This window comes from Enterococcus sp. LX10 (assembly GCF_023539285.1).
Taxonomy (GTDB): Bacteria; Bacillota; Bacilli; order Lactobacillales; family Enterococcaceae; genus Enterococcus; species Enterococcus faecalis.
Map to the genome: position 1 here is coordinate 376,605 of NZ_CP092784.1, position 16,695 is coordinate 393,299.

Sequence of the window (16,695 nt, forward strand, 5' to 3'; positions counted from 1 at the left end):
AAAAGAGAGGAAGCAAAGAGGTGAAGAAACTATTAATTACTGGAGGAGCTGGCTTTATTGGTTCTAATTTGGCTAATTTTTATAGTCAACAGTATCAAGTTTTTGTGATTGATGATTTGTCCATGGGGCGAGTGTCAAATTTGCAACAAACTGAGCAGTTGGTTTTTATTAAAGGAAGTGTGACGGATCAGCAATTATTGGACGAAGTACTTTCAAAGCATTCGTTTGAGTATATCTTTCATCTTGCGGCCGTGGCAAGCGTAGCAAGTTCTGTGGCACAGCCTCTAGAGACACATGAGGTCAATTTTTTAAGTGTATTGAAAATATTGGAATCAATAAAAAAATATCAAAAAGAGCTCAAACGTTTTGTTTTTGCTTCGTCGGCAGCCGTTTACGGTGCAGAGCCAACGTTGCCTAAAAGAGAAACTTCGATGATTTGCCCTTTGAGTCCCTATGCTATTGATAAGTTTGCTGCTGAACGTTATGTTCTCAATGAATACCATTTACATGGGGTACCCACGAGTGCAGTTCGCTTCTTTAACGTCTATGGTCCCAATCAAAATCCTGCTTCACCCTATTCTGGTGTCCTGTCCATTTTGATGGATCGTTATATCCAATTAGAGCAAGGGCAAGCGAGCCAATTTCAAATATTTGGAGATGGTCAGCAAACACGTGACTTTATCTACATTGAGGATGTCCTAACTGCATTAAATTTAGTAGCAACCAAAAGTGAAGCGTTGGGACATGTTTATAATGTGGGTACCGAAGTTGCCATTTCCCTTAATCAATTAATTGAAGAAATGAACCAATTAGTGGGACTTTCTTTGCCAGTTTCTTATCAAAAGGAACGAGATGGCGATATAAAATATTCTCTTTCAGATAGTTCTGCTTTGAAAGGCTTAGGTTTTTCACCCGTTTATTCAATTCAAGAAGGACTTCAAAAATATCTTAAGTTTACCCATAATACCCAAAATAGATAAAAAAGAGCCTGGGACAAAAATCACTTTGGATTTTTGTCCCAGGCTTAAAAATTGATAAACGGCGGGAACAGAAGCAACTCCTTCGGAAATAAGCCGAAATTCTCCAAAAATTATAGAACAATTTTCGGAAATTCCTTCTTATTTCTCGGAGTTAAACACTTCTGTCCCGACCTCTTTTTTGTGCAAATGTTTCGCCCCAATGGCAAAGTGAAGAGAGGGCATCGTAAAGAGCATATCCTTCCGAAGTGAGCGTATATTCCACACGCGGGGGCAGTTCGTTAAAGGATTCTCGATGGACTAGGCCATCTTTTTCCATTTCTCTCAAGCGATCTGTCAGGACGCGTTGAGTGATTCCGTCGAGCGCACGCATCAATTCACCGTTGCGCTTGGTTCCTTGGAATAATTCATCCATTAATGATAATTTCCATTTGCCGTTAATGGTGGAAAGGGCTAAGTTGATACTGGTTTGTTTATCAGTTGTCATAGTTTCTCCTTGTGACACGTAATGGTTACTTTTTTCTTCCTAGGTGAATAAAAAGTGCGTACTTTTTTTCTCCATCATAGTGAGTAATAATAACTATGTCAAGTAAGGTAAGAGGAAGGAAGAAGAAATATGATGTATCAAGATGTTGTTCGCAGCCGCCGTTCAGTTCGGGATTTTATGCCAGATGTTGAGATTCCTAAAGAGGAATTAATGGCCATAATTGAGGAAGCGATGTTCGCGCCAAATAGTACCAATTTAAATTCATGGCGTTTTTTAATTGTCACAGAAAAAGAACAAAAAGAGGCCCTTTACGAAGTTTCGATGCAACAACCAGCAGTTAAAGGGGCAGCGGCGGTGATTATTTTATTAGGTGATTTGACTGCTTATACAGTGGCAAATGCAGATGAAATCAGTGCTAAAGCTGTCGCACAAGGAACGATGACGGAAGAAATTCGTCAAGGAATTAATGAAAATGTTTCTTGGTACTATGATGTTAGCGAAGAACAAAAAAGAGAGTGGCTAATGTTAGACCAAGGCTTAGTTGCAATGCAGCTGATGCTTTCTGCAAAAGATCGAGGCTATGATACTGTGGCGATGTCTGGTTTTGAAACAGAAGCGGTTCGCAAGTTATTTAATATTGAAGATCATTTAGTGAACGGACTGATTATTCCGATTGGCAAAGCTCAAACACCCGGCTTTGAAACAGTCCGACGAGATGTTTCAGAAGTAGTAACTTGGTTAGACTAAAAAGCTAAACAGTTCTGTAATTGCTGTTTATTAGATTTTGAGCGTGGAACAAACATCCAAAGTGATTGTTGTCCCACGTTCGTTTTTTTGTTGATCATCCGCTTTTGAGAATGGCCAGAGAAGACGTTTAGTGAACCAATTTTGAAAGAAAGTGATACACTAGAAGAAAAAGAAGTGGGGCGACCTTATGCGTTATGTCATAATGCAGTCACGAGATATTCGTGAAAATTTAGCAACGGAAGATTATCTATTAAACACTCTCTCTTTTGAAGAGCCCTTAGTATTGTTCTATATTCAGGAACCCTGTGTTATTTTAGGCCGAAATCAAAATGCTTATGAAGAAATTGACTTAGCTTATGCTAGAGAGAAGGGAATCGTTATTACTCGCCGTTTATCGGGCGGTGGTGCTGTTTATGATGATCTCGGGAATGTCAGCTTTAGTTTTGTTGTTCAGGAAGGACACCAAGCTTTTGGGGATTTTAAAGCGTTCACTAAACCAATTATTGAAGCATTACATAAAATGGGCGCAACGGGGGCCGAGATTAGCGGTCGCAATGATTTATTAATTGATGGGAAAAAATTTTCTGGCAATGCCATGTATACAAAAAAGGGGAAGATGTATACTCATGGTACCTTGATGTATGATGTTGATTTGGCAGAAGTTCAACGTGTCTTAACTGTTTCTAAGAAAAAAATTGAATCAAAAGGGACAAAATCTGTTCGGGGACGCGTAACCAATTTACGGCCGTACTTAGACGAAAAATATCAAAAATTAACCATTGAGGAATTTCGCAATCGTTTACTGATGGAGCTCTTTGATGTCGAATCTCTAACTGAAATTGCGGAGAAAGAATATGTCCTAACCAAAGCAGATCAGCAGGAAATTAGGAAATTGGTCGCTGAAGTGTATGGCAATGAAGCTTGGGTTTTTGGTGAAGCGCCTAAATTTACGATCAAAAAAGAAGAAAAGTTTAAAGGTGGCATCGTGGATGCACGTTTGACTGTTGAAAAAGGTAAAATAATTGAGTTAACGATTTATGGTGATTACTTTGCCAAAAAAGAAACAGCGGAAATCGTTGCGGCTTTATTAGGTGTGGACTATCAGTATTCATCAATTTGGCAAGCATTAGCAGCGTTTAACTTTGAAGACTACTTTGTAAATATCACCAAAGAAGAATTTGTTCATTTATTGGTGGATTAATAAACGTGCTGGGACAAAAGTTAAAGAATCTTTTGTCCCAGCACGTTTATTTAATGATGGTTGGCTCTTGCTAGAAAAATTTTCCATGAACGTCCCAATTGCCAGTATCTTTGGCTTTTTTCAATGTTTGCATTCGACGGAAGCCAACAGGATGATCGGATAAGAAGTTACTCAATTTAAGCCAGATGGTATCATCATGTAAATCAATACTGTGAAAGTATTCTTCTAAATCCACACGACTGCCCATATATTTTCCTGAAAATAAATAAATCATGCTTAAAGCACCTTCTTCTGCGTAGTATAAACCTGTGCGATCAGCGGTATATTCTTGCGTTCTTGTAAAACTTTTATCTAACGCAACTGGTTTCAAAATAATGGATAACATTAGCCGCCATAAATTAGTGTGCCCACATTTATGGTGTCCTAGCTCGTGTGCCAAAATAAAGCGAATCAGCGAAAAATCGCCTGTATTGTACGCGATATCCAACAAATCACTGTGAATGACAACATAGCGTCTGTGTAAAGAGCATTTTGCCGCAAAAGCGTTTAAGACACCATTCCCGTTGATTAAATAAAGACGTGGCATCCTTAATTTTTTAGTGCCAAAGCCCATTTCTTTTGCTAAATCAATATACAAGGAATAAATTTCTGGTAATTGATTTTCTGTAATTTCCACTCCGTTAGAAGCAGTGTCCATGTACATATAACGAATGGTAAAAAAAGCAATGACTGGCGCAATTGGTGCAATTAAGACAATTAATAACCAGTCAGGAATCGGCAAATCACTCAATATTAATAAGGCAACTAACCCCAATGCGAAAAACAATAAAACAAAACCAATGATAATCATTGGTACTTCAAAACGATAACGTAACTTAGCAACGGAAATTTCTTTCTTTTTTTCCTGCGGTTGACACATAAACATTCCTCCCCAAACATTTCCCAAACACTTTTTCAAATAAAATGACTTATCTGTTACTTCTAATATACCATTGGTTAATCGATAATGACAAAGGTGGGAACTTGAATAAAGGCAATTATATCAAGTGATTAATGAAAGGGACTCGTTGTACGCAGGGAATTGGTCTATCTTGATTAAATAAAATTTTAATAATCTAACTGTTTTAGACGTAATAAAGTAGTTTCTGGAGTTAATTTTTTAATAACATACAAACGCAAAATCGCATGTTCAATTTTTTGTTCTTCTGGCGATAGCTCCGAATTTATATAGGATAACTTCTCGATTAAATAGGTTAAAAATGAGCCAGCGCCTTGGCTGCCCACTAAAAAGCCCATTTCTTCCGTTTCGGTTAATTGTTGTTTTTTTAAGGGGTAAATTTCTTGTGCAAGTGCCCCCGAGGCTGAGACAAAAGTGTTTAGCTCCAAGAAATAAGAAGAAATTTTTGAAAGTTGCTTTTTGACTTTCGAGGAATTTCAGCTTATTTCCGAAGGAGCTACTTTTGTTCAGCTGATTATCTTAAAAGTTATAAAAGAGTTTGCTTGTTCAAATTTGTTAGTAAGTCGCTTTTTGTTGCTACTGTAACAGTTTCCATTGCACTCATCCTTTGCTTTTATATGATACATCTAGTATAACATGGTCTCACTTTTTTTATTTTTCCTCTTGCTCTGGTACGCGTTTCATAAGGTAAGCTAGGTGTATCAAAATATTGGAGGGCATGAAAATGAATGTTATAGTGGAGATAAGCGATAGACTTGGTATGGATTACTATTTTGTCTCGGTGACTACGACGGCCAAAAGTCTGCAGTTAGATAGTCCCAAAAAATACTATAAGATTTGGCATCAAGAAATTCCGTACCATCAGATAACGGAGTGGCACTTGACACAGCAGGAGGATATTCAGGAAATTTCTTTTGCTTGGCAGGAGACCTTTTATCGTTTTGTTGATTACGGGACAGGGATTGTGCCTTATTTAACTCAATTTTGTAAAGTAATGAGGTGAAAGTATGACAACAATTCGAGAAATTGCGCGCCTTTCAGGATCTTCAGTTACGACTGTTTCGCGTGTGATTAATCATCATCCGTATGTTTCTGAAGAAAAACGACTGAAAATCCAAGCAATTATCGATGAGTTGGGCTATAAGCCCAATATATTAGCGAGAAATCTTAGCTTTGGGAAAAGTAATACATTAGGTGTCATGGTTCCTTATACGAATCAACCTTATTTTGATGCTATTTTAAGTGGGATTATCCACCAAGCATTTCAGCAAGGTATGATGGTCAGTTTATTACCAACGGATTATGATAAAGAAGTTGAAAAAAGTTACTTGGAAAAAATGGCCACGGGTGCGTTTGATGGCATGATTGTTTTGTCAAAGGCAAATCCTTTAAGTGTGTTTGCTCCGTATAAAGAGCAAGTTGTTTTTTGTGAAAAAATAGAAGACCCTAGTTATGCTAGTATCTATATCGATCGTTTAACCGTTTATCGGCGGGTCTTCCAAGCATTGAAACAACAAGGATGTAGTGAAGTGGCAATTACAATTAACCGTGCACCAGAAAAAAGTACAAGCGCACGCTATTTAGTTGACGCATATCAGGAAATTTATGGAGTGATTCCTGAAAATCGGTTATTTAAGGACTGTTTAACCTATGAAGATGGGTGTGAAGTAGGACGACACTGTGGGCAAGATCCAACGCTCCAAGCGGTTGTGACCAACGGTGATGAAATTGCTGCAGGGATTCAAGCCGTTATTGAAAGACCACTCTTTTTAGTGGGACAGGAACAAACTTTATTAAGTGAAATTTTAAATTTTTCAACAATCTGTCATCCATTAATGGAGTTAGGGGAAAAAGCCACACACTTATTTCAAGAAAAACGGCCGAAAACGATTCAATTGACTTCTACATTTATTAATCGACAACCAGATTTTTCTTTGGTAGAATAAGGTTTTTCACTAAAAAATAAAAAAACTTACAAAAAGTAAGACAAAAAGCTTTACTTACTTTTAGTAAGGTAGTATAGTAAGCATGTAAACAAAATTAAATGAATTTACTGAGGAAATTCGAAAGGATGAACATATTATGTCAAAATTTACTGAAATGATGAAAAACCGTCGTTCAATCTATGCTTTAGGAGAAAACTTACCAATTTCAAAAGAAGAAGTAACTGCTTTAGTAAAAGAAGTTGTTAGAGAAAGTCCAACAGCTTTTAACTCTCAAACACAACGCGTGGTGTTCTTATTCGGCGATGCTCACAAAAAATTATGGGCAATGACTGAAGATGCCTTAAAACCATTAACTCCAGCAGAAGCATTTCCAAACACACAAGCTAAATTACAAGGTTTTGCAGCTGGTGCGGGTACAATTTTATTCTTTGAAGATACAGATATCGTGAAAAACTTACAAGATAGCTTCCCATTATATGCGGATAACTTCCCTGTTTGGTCTGAACAAGCAACTGGTTTAACACAAGCGAACGTTTGGACTGCCTTAGCGCAAGAAAATATTGGAGCAAACTTACAACACTACAACCCAGTCATTGACGAAGCGGTTGCTGCAGAATGGTCAATTCCTGCAAACTGGAATTTGCGTGCACAAATGGTCATTGGTTCCATTGAAGCGCCAGCTGGCGAAAAAGAATACATGGAAGATAGTGCTCGTTTTAAAGAATTCAACTAAATCATTGCTTTAGTAAAATGAAGAGGAAAGGAGTGAAAGCAAATGGTTCAAGCATTACCAAGTAATATTGGGATTCAACAAGTCACTTTGAAAGTGGCTGATTTAGATAAAATGGTAAACTTTTATACGAAAACAATTGGCTTAAAACTTTTAAAACAAGGAGAGGGACGTGCTTGGCTAGCGCCACAAGGCACCAACGATGCAATTCTTGTCTTAAAAGAACTAACAGCTGGGGAAGAAAATCAGGGTACCACTGGCTTGTACCATATTGCTTTCCTGCTACCAACCCGCAAAGATTTAGGCAATATGTTGCTGTGGCTTTTGCAGGAAAATGTGCAAATTGGCGCAGCAGATCATGGCTATAGTGAAGCCCTTTACTTAAGTGATCCAGAAAATAATGGCATCGAAATTTATTGGGATAAACCAGAAGAAGTCTGGGATATTCGTCCAAATGGTGAAATTATCAGTGTGACAGAAGAATTAGACGGTGATAGTTTAGCTGCAGAAGCTGACGGTCACTGGCTAGGAATTTCCGAAGGTTCTAAAATTGGGCACATTCATTTGAAAGTGGCCGATTTAGATACCACTGAAACGTTCTATAAAAATTTAGGGTTTGGCTTAAAGTCTAACTTTGGTCAACAAGCGAAGTTTTTTGCAGCGGGTCAGTACCATCATCATATTGGGACAAATACATGGAGCGGCAAACAGCTGCCAACGATTCAAGAAAATCAATTTGGCTTAGAAAATTACACCTTCCGTTTACCAACTGCGGCAGATTTAGAGATCGTCCAAGCCAATGCGGAAGAAGCAAAGTTACATTTTATTGCCAAAGATCATTTACTTGCGTTAGAAGATCCTAGCGGCATGATTATTCAATTTACCTATTAAAACCACTCTCAAACTAGCCCTTCGTTAGAAAATGAAGGACTAGTTTTTTTTGTCTTGTTTGCATTATTTTGCATTTGTTTGCAAAATAATGCAAAAGATGCTATCTTTACTTAGAAGAGGTGAGGAAGCATGTTGATTGAAGAACGTTTAGCCAAGATTCAAAAAATAGTGAATGAACAAAAAAGTATTTCCATGGAAGCGTTAGCGGAGCAAGTCTCCGTTTCAAAAGATACTATTCGACGAGATTTAATTCGTTTAGAAAAGGAAGGACATTTAAAGAGAACGCACGGTGGCGCTATCTCAGTGCAGTCTGAAGCAACTATTTATGATTATGCTCAACGAATAATGAAGCATCCAGAGAAAAAACAAGCGATTGCCCAAAAAGTTTGGGCAAATATTCCCAAACAAGCGTCCATTTTTTTTGATTCATCAACCACGGTGGAAGCAGCTATTCGAGCGATGGAAAATAGTCCGATTCACGCGATCACGAACTCTCTCAGTCATGCGCTACTTCTAGCGCAAATGGATCAGACAAAAATTACAGTACTACCTGGGCAACTGCATAAACAACAACTTTTTTTGTTTGGGGCAGAAACAGTCGCTAAGGTTGGGGAATTTGCCCCCGACTATACATTATTAGGTGTGTTTGCGTTATCTGAACAAGGATTATTTATTCACACAGAAGAAGAAGGTCAAGTCAAACGGCGAATGATTCAACAAGGCAAACAAGTCATTGCCTTAGCCGACCAAACGAAATTAAACAAAACGGGTTTATTTAAAATTTGCGAATTAACAGAAATTGATTGTTTAGTGACAGATACACGACCTGATGAAAAATTCTGTGAGCAGTTAGCGCAAGCAGGCGTAACGTTGATTGTCGCAGATGAATAATGGAGGATAATAATGAAGCGAAAAATTAATTATACACATATTGCTGAACCTACTGTTTTTGAGAATGTTTTTCCAACGTATTTGACGAATGAAGCGATGATGGCGCGCAAGCAGAAAGTATTACAACGAATGGAAACAGAAAAATTCGATCAATTGGTTTTCTATGCAGACAAAGAGCATGGCAGTAATTTTGAATACTTAACTGGCTTTATTCCGAGGTTTGAAGAAGGACTCCTTGTGTTAAATAAGGATGGTGCGGCGACACTTATTTTAGGCAATGAAAATTTAAAACTGTGCCAACATGCCCGCATCTCAGCCGATTTAATTCATTATCCAGCTTTTTCACTACCTAATCAACCAATGGCTGGGGAACAAAAGTTGTCGCAGATTTTTGAAACGCTTCTCGATGAAACTGCTCAAAAAATAGGTATCGTTGGGTGGAAAATGTTTACGACACAACAGCAAGAACCTGCTACTATGTTTGATGTGCCACATTTTATTGTCGAAGCACTGAAAAAAGCGCTGCCGAAAGAAGCTCGTTTACTAAATGGGACCCACTTATTGATTGGAGCAAAGGGGGCCCGCACAACAAATAATGCCAACGAATTGGCGCACTATGAATATGGGGCGAATTTGGCTTCTCGCAGTATGTTAAAGGCCTTAAATGCAATTGAAGTAGGACAGCGTGAAACGGACATTGGGGCTTTGTTAAATGATGAAGGTCAAACGCCGACGGTAGTAACCATTGCGGCAACTGGACAACGTTTTGAATATGCAAACATGTATCCGACTGCCAAAGAAATTCAGTTAGGTGATGCCTTATCATTAACTACAGGTTACAAAGGCGGATTGTCTAGCCGAACAGGTTTTGTTATTGAAAACGAGCAGCAATTGCCAGAAGCGCAACGTGATTATTTAGAACGCGTAGCAAAACCCTATTTTCAAGCTGTCGTTCACTGGCTTGAAACCATTCGAATCGGACTGTTAGGGCGAGAAATGTACCAAGCGATTGAAGAACAGTTACCAAAAGAAATCTATCACTGGCATTTGAATCCTGGGCATTTAGTTTCGGATGATGAATGGATGTCGTCGCCTATTTATCCAGATTCAGCCATTCGCTTGGAAAGTGGCATGCTCTTTCAAGTGGATATTATTCCTTCTGTACCTGGTTATACAGGGGTGAGTGCAGAAGAATGTGTGGCTTTGGCTGATGAAACATTGCAAAAAGAGATTCGGCAAACTTATCCAGACATGTGGCAACGGATTGCGACACGCAGAGCCTATTTAAAGGAGACATTGAAGATTGACTTACCAACGGAGGTTTTACCAATGTCTAATTTAGTTGGTTACTTACGGCCTTTTTATTTAGCTAAAGACAAAGCTTTGTGTGTAGAAAAACCAGCGCTTAAATGAATAGGCTCCTTTTTTTGAGTTTCTTTTGGGCCTTATTTATAATCAATATAGCGAAGGAAGAACACCAGAAGAGAGGCGTGATGGTAAATGCACTATCCTGAACATCTGAAAAAAGCAGTTTTAGCTAAAGCGAAAGACTTACCATTAGAAGGTTTTGTGGAAGGGCAAGGTCCGCAACAGCCAAAAGTGATGCTGATTGGGGAAGCCCCTGGAAAAGAAGAAATTAAAGAAAACGTACCATTTATAGGGCGTTCAGGTCAATTGTTGATGGAACAATTACAACAAGTTGGCTTAAGTCGTGAAACGGTGTATATCACCAGTGCGGTTAGGAGTCGGCCTTTTTCTGTAAAAACGAAGCAGATTGCAAAAACGGGAGAAAGAGTAACCAAATTTCCTAATCGAACGCCAACCAAAGAAGAAATCAAAATTTTTGCACCTTTGCTTGATTGGGAAATCGCTGTTTGCCAACCTGAACTAATTTTGACACTGGGGAATATTGGGTTGCAACGACTTTTAGGACCAAAGCCAACAATCACTGCAGTGCACGGAACGGTCATTCAGTCGCCCATTCAAACATTTGATGAGCAATCACAAAACTATCATTGGACGCAGAAAACCTATCAAATCATTCCACTCTTCCATCCAGCGGCTGTCTTTTATAATTATCGTTTAAAAGAAGTCGTGAAAGAAGATTGGCAAGTGGTTCAAAAACAACTGCAACTGCTTAAGAAAGTTTAAAATGAGAAAAATAAAAGGATGGTTGTTTTTTCGAAGAGAGAATGCTACCCTAGAAGTATCAATAAATAGACAGATTATTTAATCGCTGGGTTGAATAATTGAAGGATTCTGATTTTTGCGTAAGCCTTGAAGCAAAAAGAATGAGTCCTTTTTTTGTTAGAAGGAGATTTGGGTATGGAGCAAACACAGCAAAACCATTTTACTGCGTTGTTTTATAAAAATGTTCTGTTAGGAATTTTAAGTATGGCGGCGCAATCAATTTTTATTTTGGCGGACACATTTTTCATTGCAAATGGAATCGGCACCGAGGCGTTGGCGGGGCTTAACATTGTCTTGCCACTCGTTAATATTATTAATGGATTAGGTTGGATGTTTGGCGTTGGCGGCGCTACGTTGTTTTCGACCACGGTTGCGCAAAAAGAAATCAAAAAAGCCAATCAGTATTTTAGTTTAACGATTGGGTTAGTTTTCGTTATAGGGAGTCTCTTTACTTTAGCGAGCTTGATTTTTTCCGATCAAATTATTCGGGGACTTCAGGGGACCGGTGTCTTGTTTGGTTTGGCAAAGGAATATTATATGATTTACCTTAGCTGTTCATTATTATTTATTTTAAACAATTGCCTGATTACTTTTTTAAGAAATGACCATAATCCTCGTTTGGCAACGATTGCTTTTGTCAGTGGGGGAATTGTCAATATTATTTTGGATTATGTCTTTATTTATCAATTTGGGTGGGGCATGGCAGGTGCGGCCATTGCAACGGTGATGTCACCTTTAACAAGCTTAATCCTGATTACGTTGCATAAGTGGTCGCCGCAACGAGTTTTACGTTTTGAAAAGTTTAAAGTGAAATTTCAGGATGTTCGAGAAATTATGTCGATTGGTTTTTCTTCCTTTTTAAATGAATTTTCTTCGGCCTTTGTCATGTTTTTATTTAATATTGTTTTGTTAAACTTAGTTGGTCATGTGGCGATTTCAGCTTATGCGATTGTTGCCAATCTCAATATTATTGTGATTGCCATTTTTACAGGGATTGGGCAAGGGGCGCAACCATTACTCAGCCGATACTATGGTTTAGGGGAAACGAAGGTGTTGCGTAAATTTGTTAAACTTAGCTTTATTACGTATTTGGTTGCCGGCTTCCTGTTCTTTTTAATCAGTCAAGTGTTTACGGGACAAATTATTGAGGTCTTTAATAGCGAAGGGAACGACCAGTTGGCGCAAATTGCTAGGACAGCCATCCGCTTATATGCGATTTCCTTCTTGTTTACAGGATTGAATTTTATGGGGATTTATTACTTTTCGGCAGTTCGTAAACCGAAAATGGCGCTAATGATTTCCTCTTTGCGTGGGTTCTTTTTAATTGTGCCAGTTTTATTTATTTTGGTGAAATTACTAGGATTAACTGGTGTTTGGTTAGCCATGCCTGTAGTTGAATTTGTTACGTTTGGACTAATGCTTGTGGGCTATCTTGCGTATCGAAACTATTTGAAAAAAAGAGAAGCAGTAACCTGATGTTGGTTACTGCTTCTTTTTTGCTTAGTTTACATAGTTTTCAGTTAAAGTCATGAATTGTTCCACATCTTTTAGGACTTGATCAATGCCGGCTTGCCAGAAATCAGGTTTTGTTAAGTCAACATTTAAATGTTTTTTCGCTAATTCTTCGCTTGTCATCGAAGCAGTGTCTCTTAATAACGCAATGTATTGGTCTTCAAAAGAGCTGCCTTGTTGATTGGCATACGCATAGATACCCATGCTGAATAGATAGCCAAAAGTATATGGGAAATTATAGAAAGGCACATCATCAATAAAGAAGTGCAATTTGCTCGCCCAGAAATGAGGATGATAACTGCCAAGACTATCTTTGTAGCTTTCTTTTTGCGCCGCTAACATTAATTCAGTAATATCTTCTTCCGCTACTAAACCTTTTTGGCGCGCTTGATAAAAATTATTTTCAAAGATAAAACGCGCATGAATGTTCATAAACATAGCAATGGCATTTTGCATTTTTGTGTCTAAAAGGTTAATCTTTTCAACGTCTGATTTGGCCTCTTTTAAGGTGGCGTCAGCAACAATCAATTCTGCAAAGGTACTAGCCGTTTCTGCTACGTTCATGGCATACTCTCGATTCAATGAAGGTAAATCCCACATCACGCTACTATGGAAAGCGTGACCTAATTCATGGGCTAAAGTAGCTACTTCGTTGATTGAATTGCCAAAGGTCATGAAAATCCGCGATTCTTGTGTTTCAGGTAATTCTGTACAATAACCCCCAGGACGTTTGCCTGGACGATCTTCAGCTTCAATCCAACTTTTTTCAAAAGCCATTTGGGCAAAATCAGCCATTTTCGGACTGAATTTACGGAAATTTTCTAAAATAAAGGCAGCGGCTTGATCAAAGGAATACGTTTTTTCTTCTAAATCACCTAAAATAATTGGTGCATCTTGGTCTTGCCAATCCATTTTTTCTTTGCCGAATAATTGCGCTTTGCGCGTTAGAAAGTCGACGAATGGTTGTTTATTTTTTTGGATGGTTTCCCACATAACCGTTAATGTTTCTTGACTCATTCGATTATAGTTTAAGGGATTTTCTAAATAATCTGTAGTGCCATGCAATTTGTAATCAGATAAACGGAACCCATCTAAGTGATTTAGGGTGTCTGCTAAAATTGAAGCTTTGCTACTCCAAGCTTTCTCCCAGGCTGTAAACAAACGTTGACGAACCTCTTTGTCAGGATCTCCCATCATGCGGTTAAAGGCTTGGCCTGCAGATAGTTCTGTCACAGAGCCATCTTTTTCTTCAAAAGGAATCACAATGGAAGCAACAATCGTATCGTAATGTGTACTCCAAGCATTTAAACCATCTAGAGAAAGCGTATTGATGATATTTTCTTCTTGTTCGGAAAGCAGTTTTTTTCCATCACGGCGTAATTCATTTAAGCGAAAAGCCATTGTTTTAAACGGTTCTTCGGCTAACAGGGCTTGCCAATGTTCTGCTGAAATCTCGGTGATTTTTTTAGTAAAAATGGTTTCAGCTAATTGAATCGCTGGCAACAGATTGTATAAATCGCCTGATAAAATTTTGGCCTTGGTATCATTAGTATTAGCAGATATTAAAGCAGTTAAAAAACTATTACATTGTGAAAAGCCATTTGAGATTTTCCCTTGTAACGTTAAGATTTCAGCAAATTGTTCTTTGCCTTGGGCACTTTCTGGTGTCCATTCTGTGATTAATTGATGATACTCTTTTGTTTGTTCGGTTAATTGAGTCATTCGTTGGCTAAGTTCTTTGGACTCGCTCCCATTGGGGAAAATACTGTCTAAATCCCATGTAATAGAATAGGTCATATCCAATCCTTCTTTCATTTTTTTCTTTTCAGTATATCATAAGACCTAAGAGAAGTTGTTTCTTTTTCCCTCGAAACCGACTATAATAAAAAAGAATTTTCCGTGGCAGGCACGGGGCAACTTGAAACCAAGAAAAGAGGATTATATGAAAAATTATTTGAAAGATAGCAATTTATATTTAGTCATTGCGTTTGTTATTATGGCCATTTTATTTTTCAGTTCATCACAGACATATGAACAGCAATCACAAGTTGGTCTTTTAGATAAACTTCTGAGCAGTCATCCTTTTGAAGAACAATTAAAAAATATTTCTTTTCAATATGCTGGCAGTGAAGTGAGCATTCAAGCTAGTGGTTATAGTAAATTTGTTGAATTTTTTATTCGTAAGGGAGCCCATTTTGGTACGTATTTTCTATTAGGTGGTAGTTGGTTCATTGGATTAGTGCCAAGGATCAAAGGCCTGTTTTTAACAGCTGTTGTTTCCTGGCTAGCTGCTACTGGCTATGCAGGTTTAGATGAATTTCATCAAATGATCACAGGCGGAAGGACCCCTCTTTTTCAAGATGTTATGTTGGATGCCATGGGTGCTTTGACAGCCATCGTTATTTGTTTGGTGGTTCATGGTTTGAAGAAAAATAAAAAAAGAAGACGCTAATTTAGAAGAGCTTCGTTTATTCGTCAGAACGGTGGGTAAGCGAGGGTCTTTTTTTGTAGCGCTTGTTCCTAACTGAAAAGAAGAGTAGAATAAAGGAGAATAGTAACGAAAAGTCAGGAGGAATCAAGGATGTCAGGACACAGCAAATGGAGCAACATTCAAGGGCGTAAAAATGCGCAAGATGCCAAACGTGGGAAAATTTTCCAAAAAGTTTCAAGGGAAATCTATATGGCGGCAAAAGCAGGTGGCCCTGACCCCGCAATGAATCCTGCTTTACGTTTAGCAGTCGATAAAGCTAAGTCAGCCAATATGCCCAATGATAATATTGCTCGCGCCATAAAAAAAGCCAGTAGTGCTGGTGAAGGGGAACATTATGACGAGGTAACTTATGAAGGATACGGGCCAGGTGGCGTGGCAGTTTTAGTTCATGCACTAACAGATAACCGCAACCGAACGGCCACCAATGTTCGCGTCGCGTTTACTCGAAATGGTGGCTCTTTAGGTGAAACGGGTTCGGTTAATTATATGTTTGATCGTAAAGGCTATATTGTCATTAAGCGAGAAGATCATGCAATTGAGGAAGACGACATGCTAGAAGTCGTTTTGGAAGCAGGCGGCGAGGATTTAGAAACATCACCAGAAGTATTTGAAATTTACACAGCACCAGAAGATTTTACAGCGGTTCGTGATGCTTTAGAACAAGCAGGTTATTCATTAGCACAAGCTGAATTAACAATGGTTCCGCAAACCTTACTAACCTTGAACGATGAACAAAAAGCGCAATTAGAGCGCTTGGTTGACAAGTTAGAAGACGATGATGATGTGTCAGAAGTATTTACCTCTGCAGAAAATCTATAAAATAAAGGGATGCTTGGCGTCCTTTTATTCATAAAATGAAAGCGGATACAGAATGGAGGGCATTTTGAAAAAGAGAATTTGTTTACAAGCAATCAGGGAAGAAGCGGAAGCCTATTATCGTAACGGTGATTTTTATTGCTCGGAAGCGATTGTGGCGACCATTCGGCAACACTTCGATGCGGAGATTCCCATTGAAGCTGTGGCCATGGCTTCTGGGTTTCCTGTAGGTGTTGGAGGAGCGAAGTGTATTTGTGGTGCTCTTTCAGGCGGGGTTATGTGTCTGGGCTACTTTTTTGGTCGGACAGAAGCCAAAGGAGAACAAGTAAATAAAACGATGGCTTTAGCCAACGAATTGCATCAAAGTTTTCGACAAAAGCATCGAGTGGTTTGCTGCAGTATTTTGACAAGTAAAATGACGATGGGTTCACCTGATCATATGGAACAATGCATTGGCTTTACTGGGGAAATCGCTGAAACAACCGCAAAAATTATTGCACGAGAACTTGCTTACGAATTAGTCTAGTAAAAAATGAGAGAGGAGCAACCAGATTCGGTGAATGAATCTGGTTGCTCCTCTCTCATCTAATGCGTAATCAATTAACCAAGCACTTTTTCATAAGCTTCCACTTGAGATAAGACACGTTGGAGCTGTAATTCATTTTCAATATAGTTGATTGAATTACCTAAATCTTCTTGGCGGTTTGTTTCTAAACGATCGACTTCTTTTTTTGCTTCGTTCAATAAGTGTAGAACTTCTTCCTTAGATAACATGTACTCACCTCCTTGCGCAGTTCATCTACTATTAGTGTACTCCTTTTTTTTAAAAAAGGGCAATAATAGGATATTAAAAAACAA

19 protein-coding genes are annotated in these 16,695 nt (G+C 38.4%); 14 read left to right on the top strand and 5 right to left on the bottom strand.

Going from position 1 to position 16,695, the window contains the following annotated elements; translation table 11 throughout:
• Positions 1-20: 20 nt before the first annotated feature.
• On the top strand, positions 21-980 hold the full coding sequence (locus MKZ30_RS01895) for a GDP-mannose 4,6-dehydratase (protein ID WP_033600730.1): 960 nt from the start codon (positions 21-23) through the stop codon (positions 978-980).
• A gap of 151 nt (positions 981-1,131) precedes the next feature.
• On the opposite strand, the gene MKZ30_RS01900 is transcribed toward MKZ30_RS01895, so the two are convergent.
• A complete protein-coding gene (locus MKZ30_RS01900) occupies positions 1,132-1,482 on the bottom strand; it encodes a winged helix-turn-helix transcriptional regulator (protein ID WP_002415976.1) in 351 nt (116 codons plus the stop codon).
• A 111-nt stretch (positions 1,483-1,593) separates the two neighbouring features.
• Between MKZ30_RS01900 and MKZ30_RS01905 the strand changes: the two genes are divergently transcribed.
• Together MKZ30_RS01905 and lplA are read left to right on the top strand one after the other, a co-directional pair.
• Positions 1,594-2,211 (top strand): nitroreductase family protein, encoded by a 618-nt coding sequence (locus MKZ30_RS01905; protein WP_002355466.1) that lies wholly within the window; start codon positions 1,594-1,596, stop codon positions 2,209-2,211.
• A gap of 187 nt (positions 2,212-2,398) precedes the next feature.
• The gene (lplA, locus tag MKZ30_RS01910) at positions 2,399-3,412 is read left to right on the top strand and encodes a lipoate--protein ligase (RefSeq protein WP_033627530.1); all 1,014 of its coding nucleotides are present in this window, start codon (positions 2,399-2,401) and stop codon (positions 3,410-3,412) included.
• 70 nt (positions 3,413-3,482) lie between these two features.
• Here the strand turns inward: lplA and MKZ30_RS01915 are convergent, their stop codons facing one another.
• Entirely contained in the window at positions 3,483-4,337 is an 855-nt protein-coding gene (locus tag MKZ30_RS01915; RefSeq protein WP_080279968.1) for a M48 family metallopeptidase, read from the bottom strand.
• Positions 4,338-4,519: 182 nt separating this feature from the next.
• Positions 4,520-4,798, bottom strand: coding sequence for a hypothetical protein (locus MKZ30_RS01920; RefSeq protein ID WP_033600763.1), 279 nt, complete (start codon positions 4,796-4,798; stop codon positions 4,520-4,522).
• A gap of 290 nt (positions 4,799-5,088) precedes the next feature.
• Here MKZ30_RS01920 and MKZ30_RS01925 point away from each other — a divergent pair, with 290 nt between their 5' ends.
• The 8 genes from MKZ30_RS01925 (at position 5,089) to MKZ30_RS01960 (ending at position 12,494) form a co-directional block, all read left to right on the top strand.
• The gene (locus MKZ30_RS01925; protein WP_002382953.1) at positions 5,089-5,373 is read left to right on the top strand and encodes a hypothetical protein; all 285 of its coding nucleotides are present in this window, start codon (positions 5,089-5,091) and stop codon (positions 5,371-5,373) included.
• Between the two features lie 4 nt (positions 5,374-5,377).
• Positions 5,378-6,316, top strand: coding sequence for a LacI family DNA-binding transcriptional regulator (locus MKZ30_RS01930; protein WP_033600764.1), 939 nt, complete (start codon positions 5,378-5,380; stop codon positions 6,314-6,316).
• 136 nt (positions 6,317-6,452) lie between these two features.
• Positions 6,453-7,049: a nitroreductase family protein gene (locus MKZ30_RS01935; RefSeq protein ID WP_002355475.1), complete on the top strand. Its 597-nt coding sequence runs from the start codon at positions 6,453-6,455 to the stop codon at positions 7,047-7,049.
• A 42-nt stretch (positions 7,050-7,091) separates the two neighbouring features.
• Positions 7,092-7,937 carry a VOC family protein gene (locus MKZ30_RS01940; RefSeq protein ID WP_033600765.1) on the top strand — a complete coding sequence of 282 codons (846 nt, stop codon included), beginning with the start codon at positions 7,092-7,094 and terminating at the stop codon, positions 7,935-7,937.
• 129 nt (positions 7,938-8,066) lie between these two features.
• Positions 8,067-8,828 carry a DeoR/GlpR family DNA-binding transcription regulator gene (locus MKZ30_RS01945; RefSeq protein ID WP_002375902.1) on the top strand — a complete coding sequence of 254 codons (762 nt, stop codon included), beginning with the start codon at positions 8,067-8,069 and terminating at the stop codon, positions 8,826-8,828.
• A gap of 12 nt (positions 8,829-8,840) precedes the next feature.
• On the top strand, positions 8,841-10,241 hold the full coding sequence (locus tag MKZ30_RS01950) for a M24 family metallopeptidase (protein WP_033600766.1): 1,401 nt from the start codon (positions 8,841-8,843) through the stop codon (positions 10,239-10,241).
• 87 nt (positions 10,242-10,328) lie between these two features.
• On the top strand, positions 10,329-10,979 hold the full coding sequence (locus tag MKZ30_RS01955; RefSeq protein WP_002355481.1) for a uracil-DNA glycosylase: 651 nt from the start codon (positions 10,329-10,331) through the stop codon (positions 10,977-10,979).
• Between the two features lie 174 nt (positions 10,980-11,153).
• Positions 11,154-12,494, top strand: coding sequence for an MATE family efflux transporter (locus MKZ30_RS01960; protein WP_002367982.1), 1,341 nt, complete (start codon positions 11,154-11,156; stop codon positions 12,492-12,494).
• Positions 12,495-12,518: 24 nt separating this feature from the next.
• Here the strand turns inward: MKZ30_RS01960 and MKZ30_RS01965 are convergent, their stop codons facing one another.
• Positions 12,519-14,345 carry a M3 family oligoendopeptidase gene (locus MKZ30_RS01965; protein ID WP_016614127.1) on the bottom strand — a complete coding sequence of 609 codons (1,827 nt, stop codon included), beginning with the start codon at positions 14,343-14,345 and terminating at the stop codon, positions 12,519-12,521.
• 127 nt (positions 14,346-14,472) lie between these two features.
• Between MKZ30_RS01965 and MKZ30_RS01970 the strand changes: the two genes are divergently transcribed.
• The 3 genes from MKZ30_RS01970 (at position 14,473) to MKZ30_RS01980 (ending at position 16,363) form a co-directional block, all read left to right on the top strand.
• Positions 14,473-14,982, top strand: a complete 510-nt coding sequence (locus tag MKZ30_RS01970) for a VanZ family protein (protein WP_002366143.1) — start codon at positions 14,473-14,475, stop codon at positions 14,980-14,982.
• 129 nt (positions 14,983-15,111) lie between these two features.
• Positions 15,112-15,840, top strand: coding sequence for a YebC/PmpR family DNA-binding transcriptional regulator (locus tag MKZ30_RS01975; RefSeq protein WP_002361233.1), 729 nt, complete (start codon positions 15,112-15,114; stop codon positions 15,838-15,840).
• Positions 15,841-15,892: 52 nt separating this feature from the next.
• A complete protein-coding gene (locus MKZ30_RS01980; RefSeq protein ID WP_080279970.1) occupies positions 15,893-16,363 on the top strand; it encodes a C-GCAxxG-C-C family protein in 471 nt (156 codons plus the stop codon).
• 74 nt (positions 16,364-16,437) lie between these two features.
• Here the strand turns inward: MKZ30_RS01980 and MKZ30_RS01985 are convergent, their stop codons facing one another.
• Positions 16,438-16,611: a hypothetical protein gene (locus MKZ30_RS01985; protein ID WP_002355495.1), complete on the bottom strand. Its 174-nt coding sequence runs from the start codon at positions 16,609-16,611 to the stop codon at positions 16,438-16,440.
• Between the last annotated feature and the right edge of the window lie 84 nt (positions 16,612-16,695).

What these genes read in the sequence shown, in the direction of transcription:
- MKZ30_RS01930 (WP_033600764.1), top strand. Translation starts at nt 5,378, where the DNA reads ATGACAACAATTCGAGAAATTGCGCGCCTTTCAGGATCTTCAGTTACG.
- MKZ30_RS01945 (WP_002375902.1), top strand. Translation starts at nt 8,067, where the DNA reads ATGTTGATTGAAGAACGTTTAGCCAAGATTCAAAAAATAGTGAATGAA.
- MKZ30_RS01980 (WP_080279970.1), top strand. Translation starts at nt 15,893, where the DNA reads ATGGAGGGCATTTTGAAAAAGAGAATTTGTTTACAAGCAATCAGGGAA.
- MKZ30_RS01940 (WP_033600765.1), top strand. Translation starts at nt 7,092, where the DNA reads ATGGTTCAAGCATTACCAAGTAATATTGGGATTCAACAAGTCACTTTG.
- MKZ30_RS01975 (WP_002361233.1), top strand. Translation starts at nt 15,112, where the DNA reads ATGTCAGGACACAGCAAATGGAGCAACATTCAAGGGCGTAAAAATGCG.
- MKZ30_RS01925 (WP_002382953.1), top strand. Translation starts at nt 5,089, where the DNA reads ATGAAAATGAATGTTATAGTGGAGATAAGCGATAGACTTGGTATGGAT.
- lplA (WP_033627530.1), top strand. Translation starts at nt 2,399, where the DNA reads ATGCGTTATGTCATAATGCAGTCACGAGATATTCGTGAAAATTTAGCA.
- MKZ30_RS01915 (WP_080279968.1), bottom strand. Translation starts at nt 4,337, where the DNA reads ATGTTTATGTGTCAACCGCAGGAAAAAAAGAAAGAAATTTCCGTTGCT.
- MKZ30_RS01950 (WP_033600766.1), top strand. Translation starts at nt 8,841, where the DNA reads ATGAAGCGAAAAATTAATTATACACATATTGCTGAACCTACTGTTTTT.
- MKZ30_RS01960 (WP_002367982.1), top strand. Translation starts at nt 11,154, where the DNA reads ATGGAGCAAACACAGCAAAACCATTTTACTGCGTTGTTTTATAAAAAT.
- MKZ30_RS01985 (WP_002355495.1), bottom strand. Translation starts at nt 16,611, where the DNA reads ATGTTATCTAAGGAAGAAGTTCTACACTTATTGAACGAAGCAAAAAAA.
- MKZ30_RS01905 (WP_002355466.1), top strand. Translation starts at nt 1,594, where the DNA reads ATGATGTATCAAGATGTTGTTCGCAGCCGCCGTTCAGTTCGGGATTTT.
- MKZ30_RS01970 (WP_002366143.1), top strand. Translation starts at nt 14,473, where the DNA reads ATGAAAAATTATTTGAAAGATAGCAATTTATATTTAGTCATTGCGTTT.
- MKZ30_RS01955 (WP_002355481.1), top strand. Translation starts at nt 10,329, where the DNA reads ATGCACTATCCTGAACATCTGAAAAAAGCAGTTTTAGCTAAAGCGAAA.
- MKZ30_RS01935 (WP_002355475.1), top strand. Translation starts at nt 6,453, where the DNA reads ATGTCAAAATTTACTGAAATGATGAAAAACCGTCGTTCAATCTATGCT.
- MKZ30_RS01965 (WP_016614127.1), bottom strand. Translation starts at nt 14,345, where the DNA reads ATGAAAGAAGGATTGGATATGACCTATTCTATTACATGGGATTTAGAC.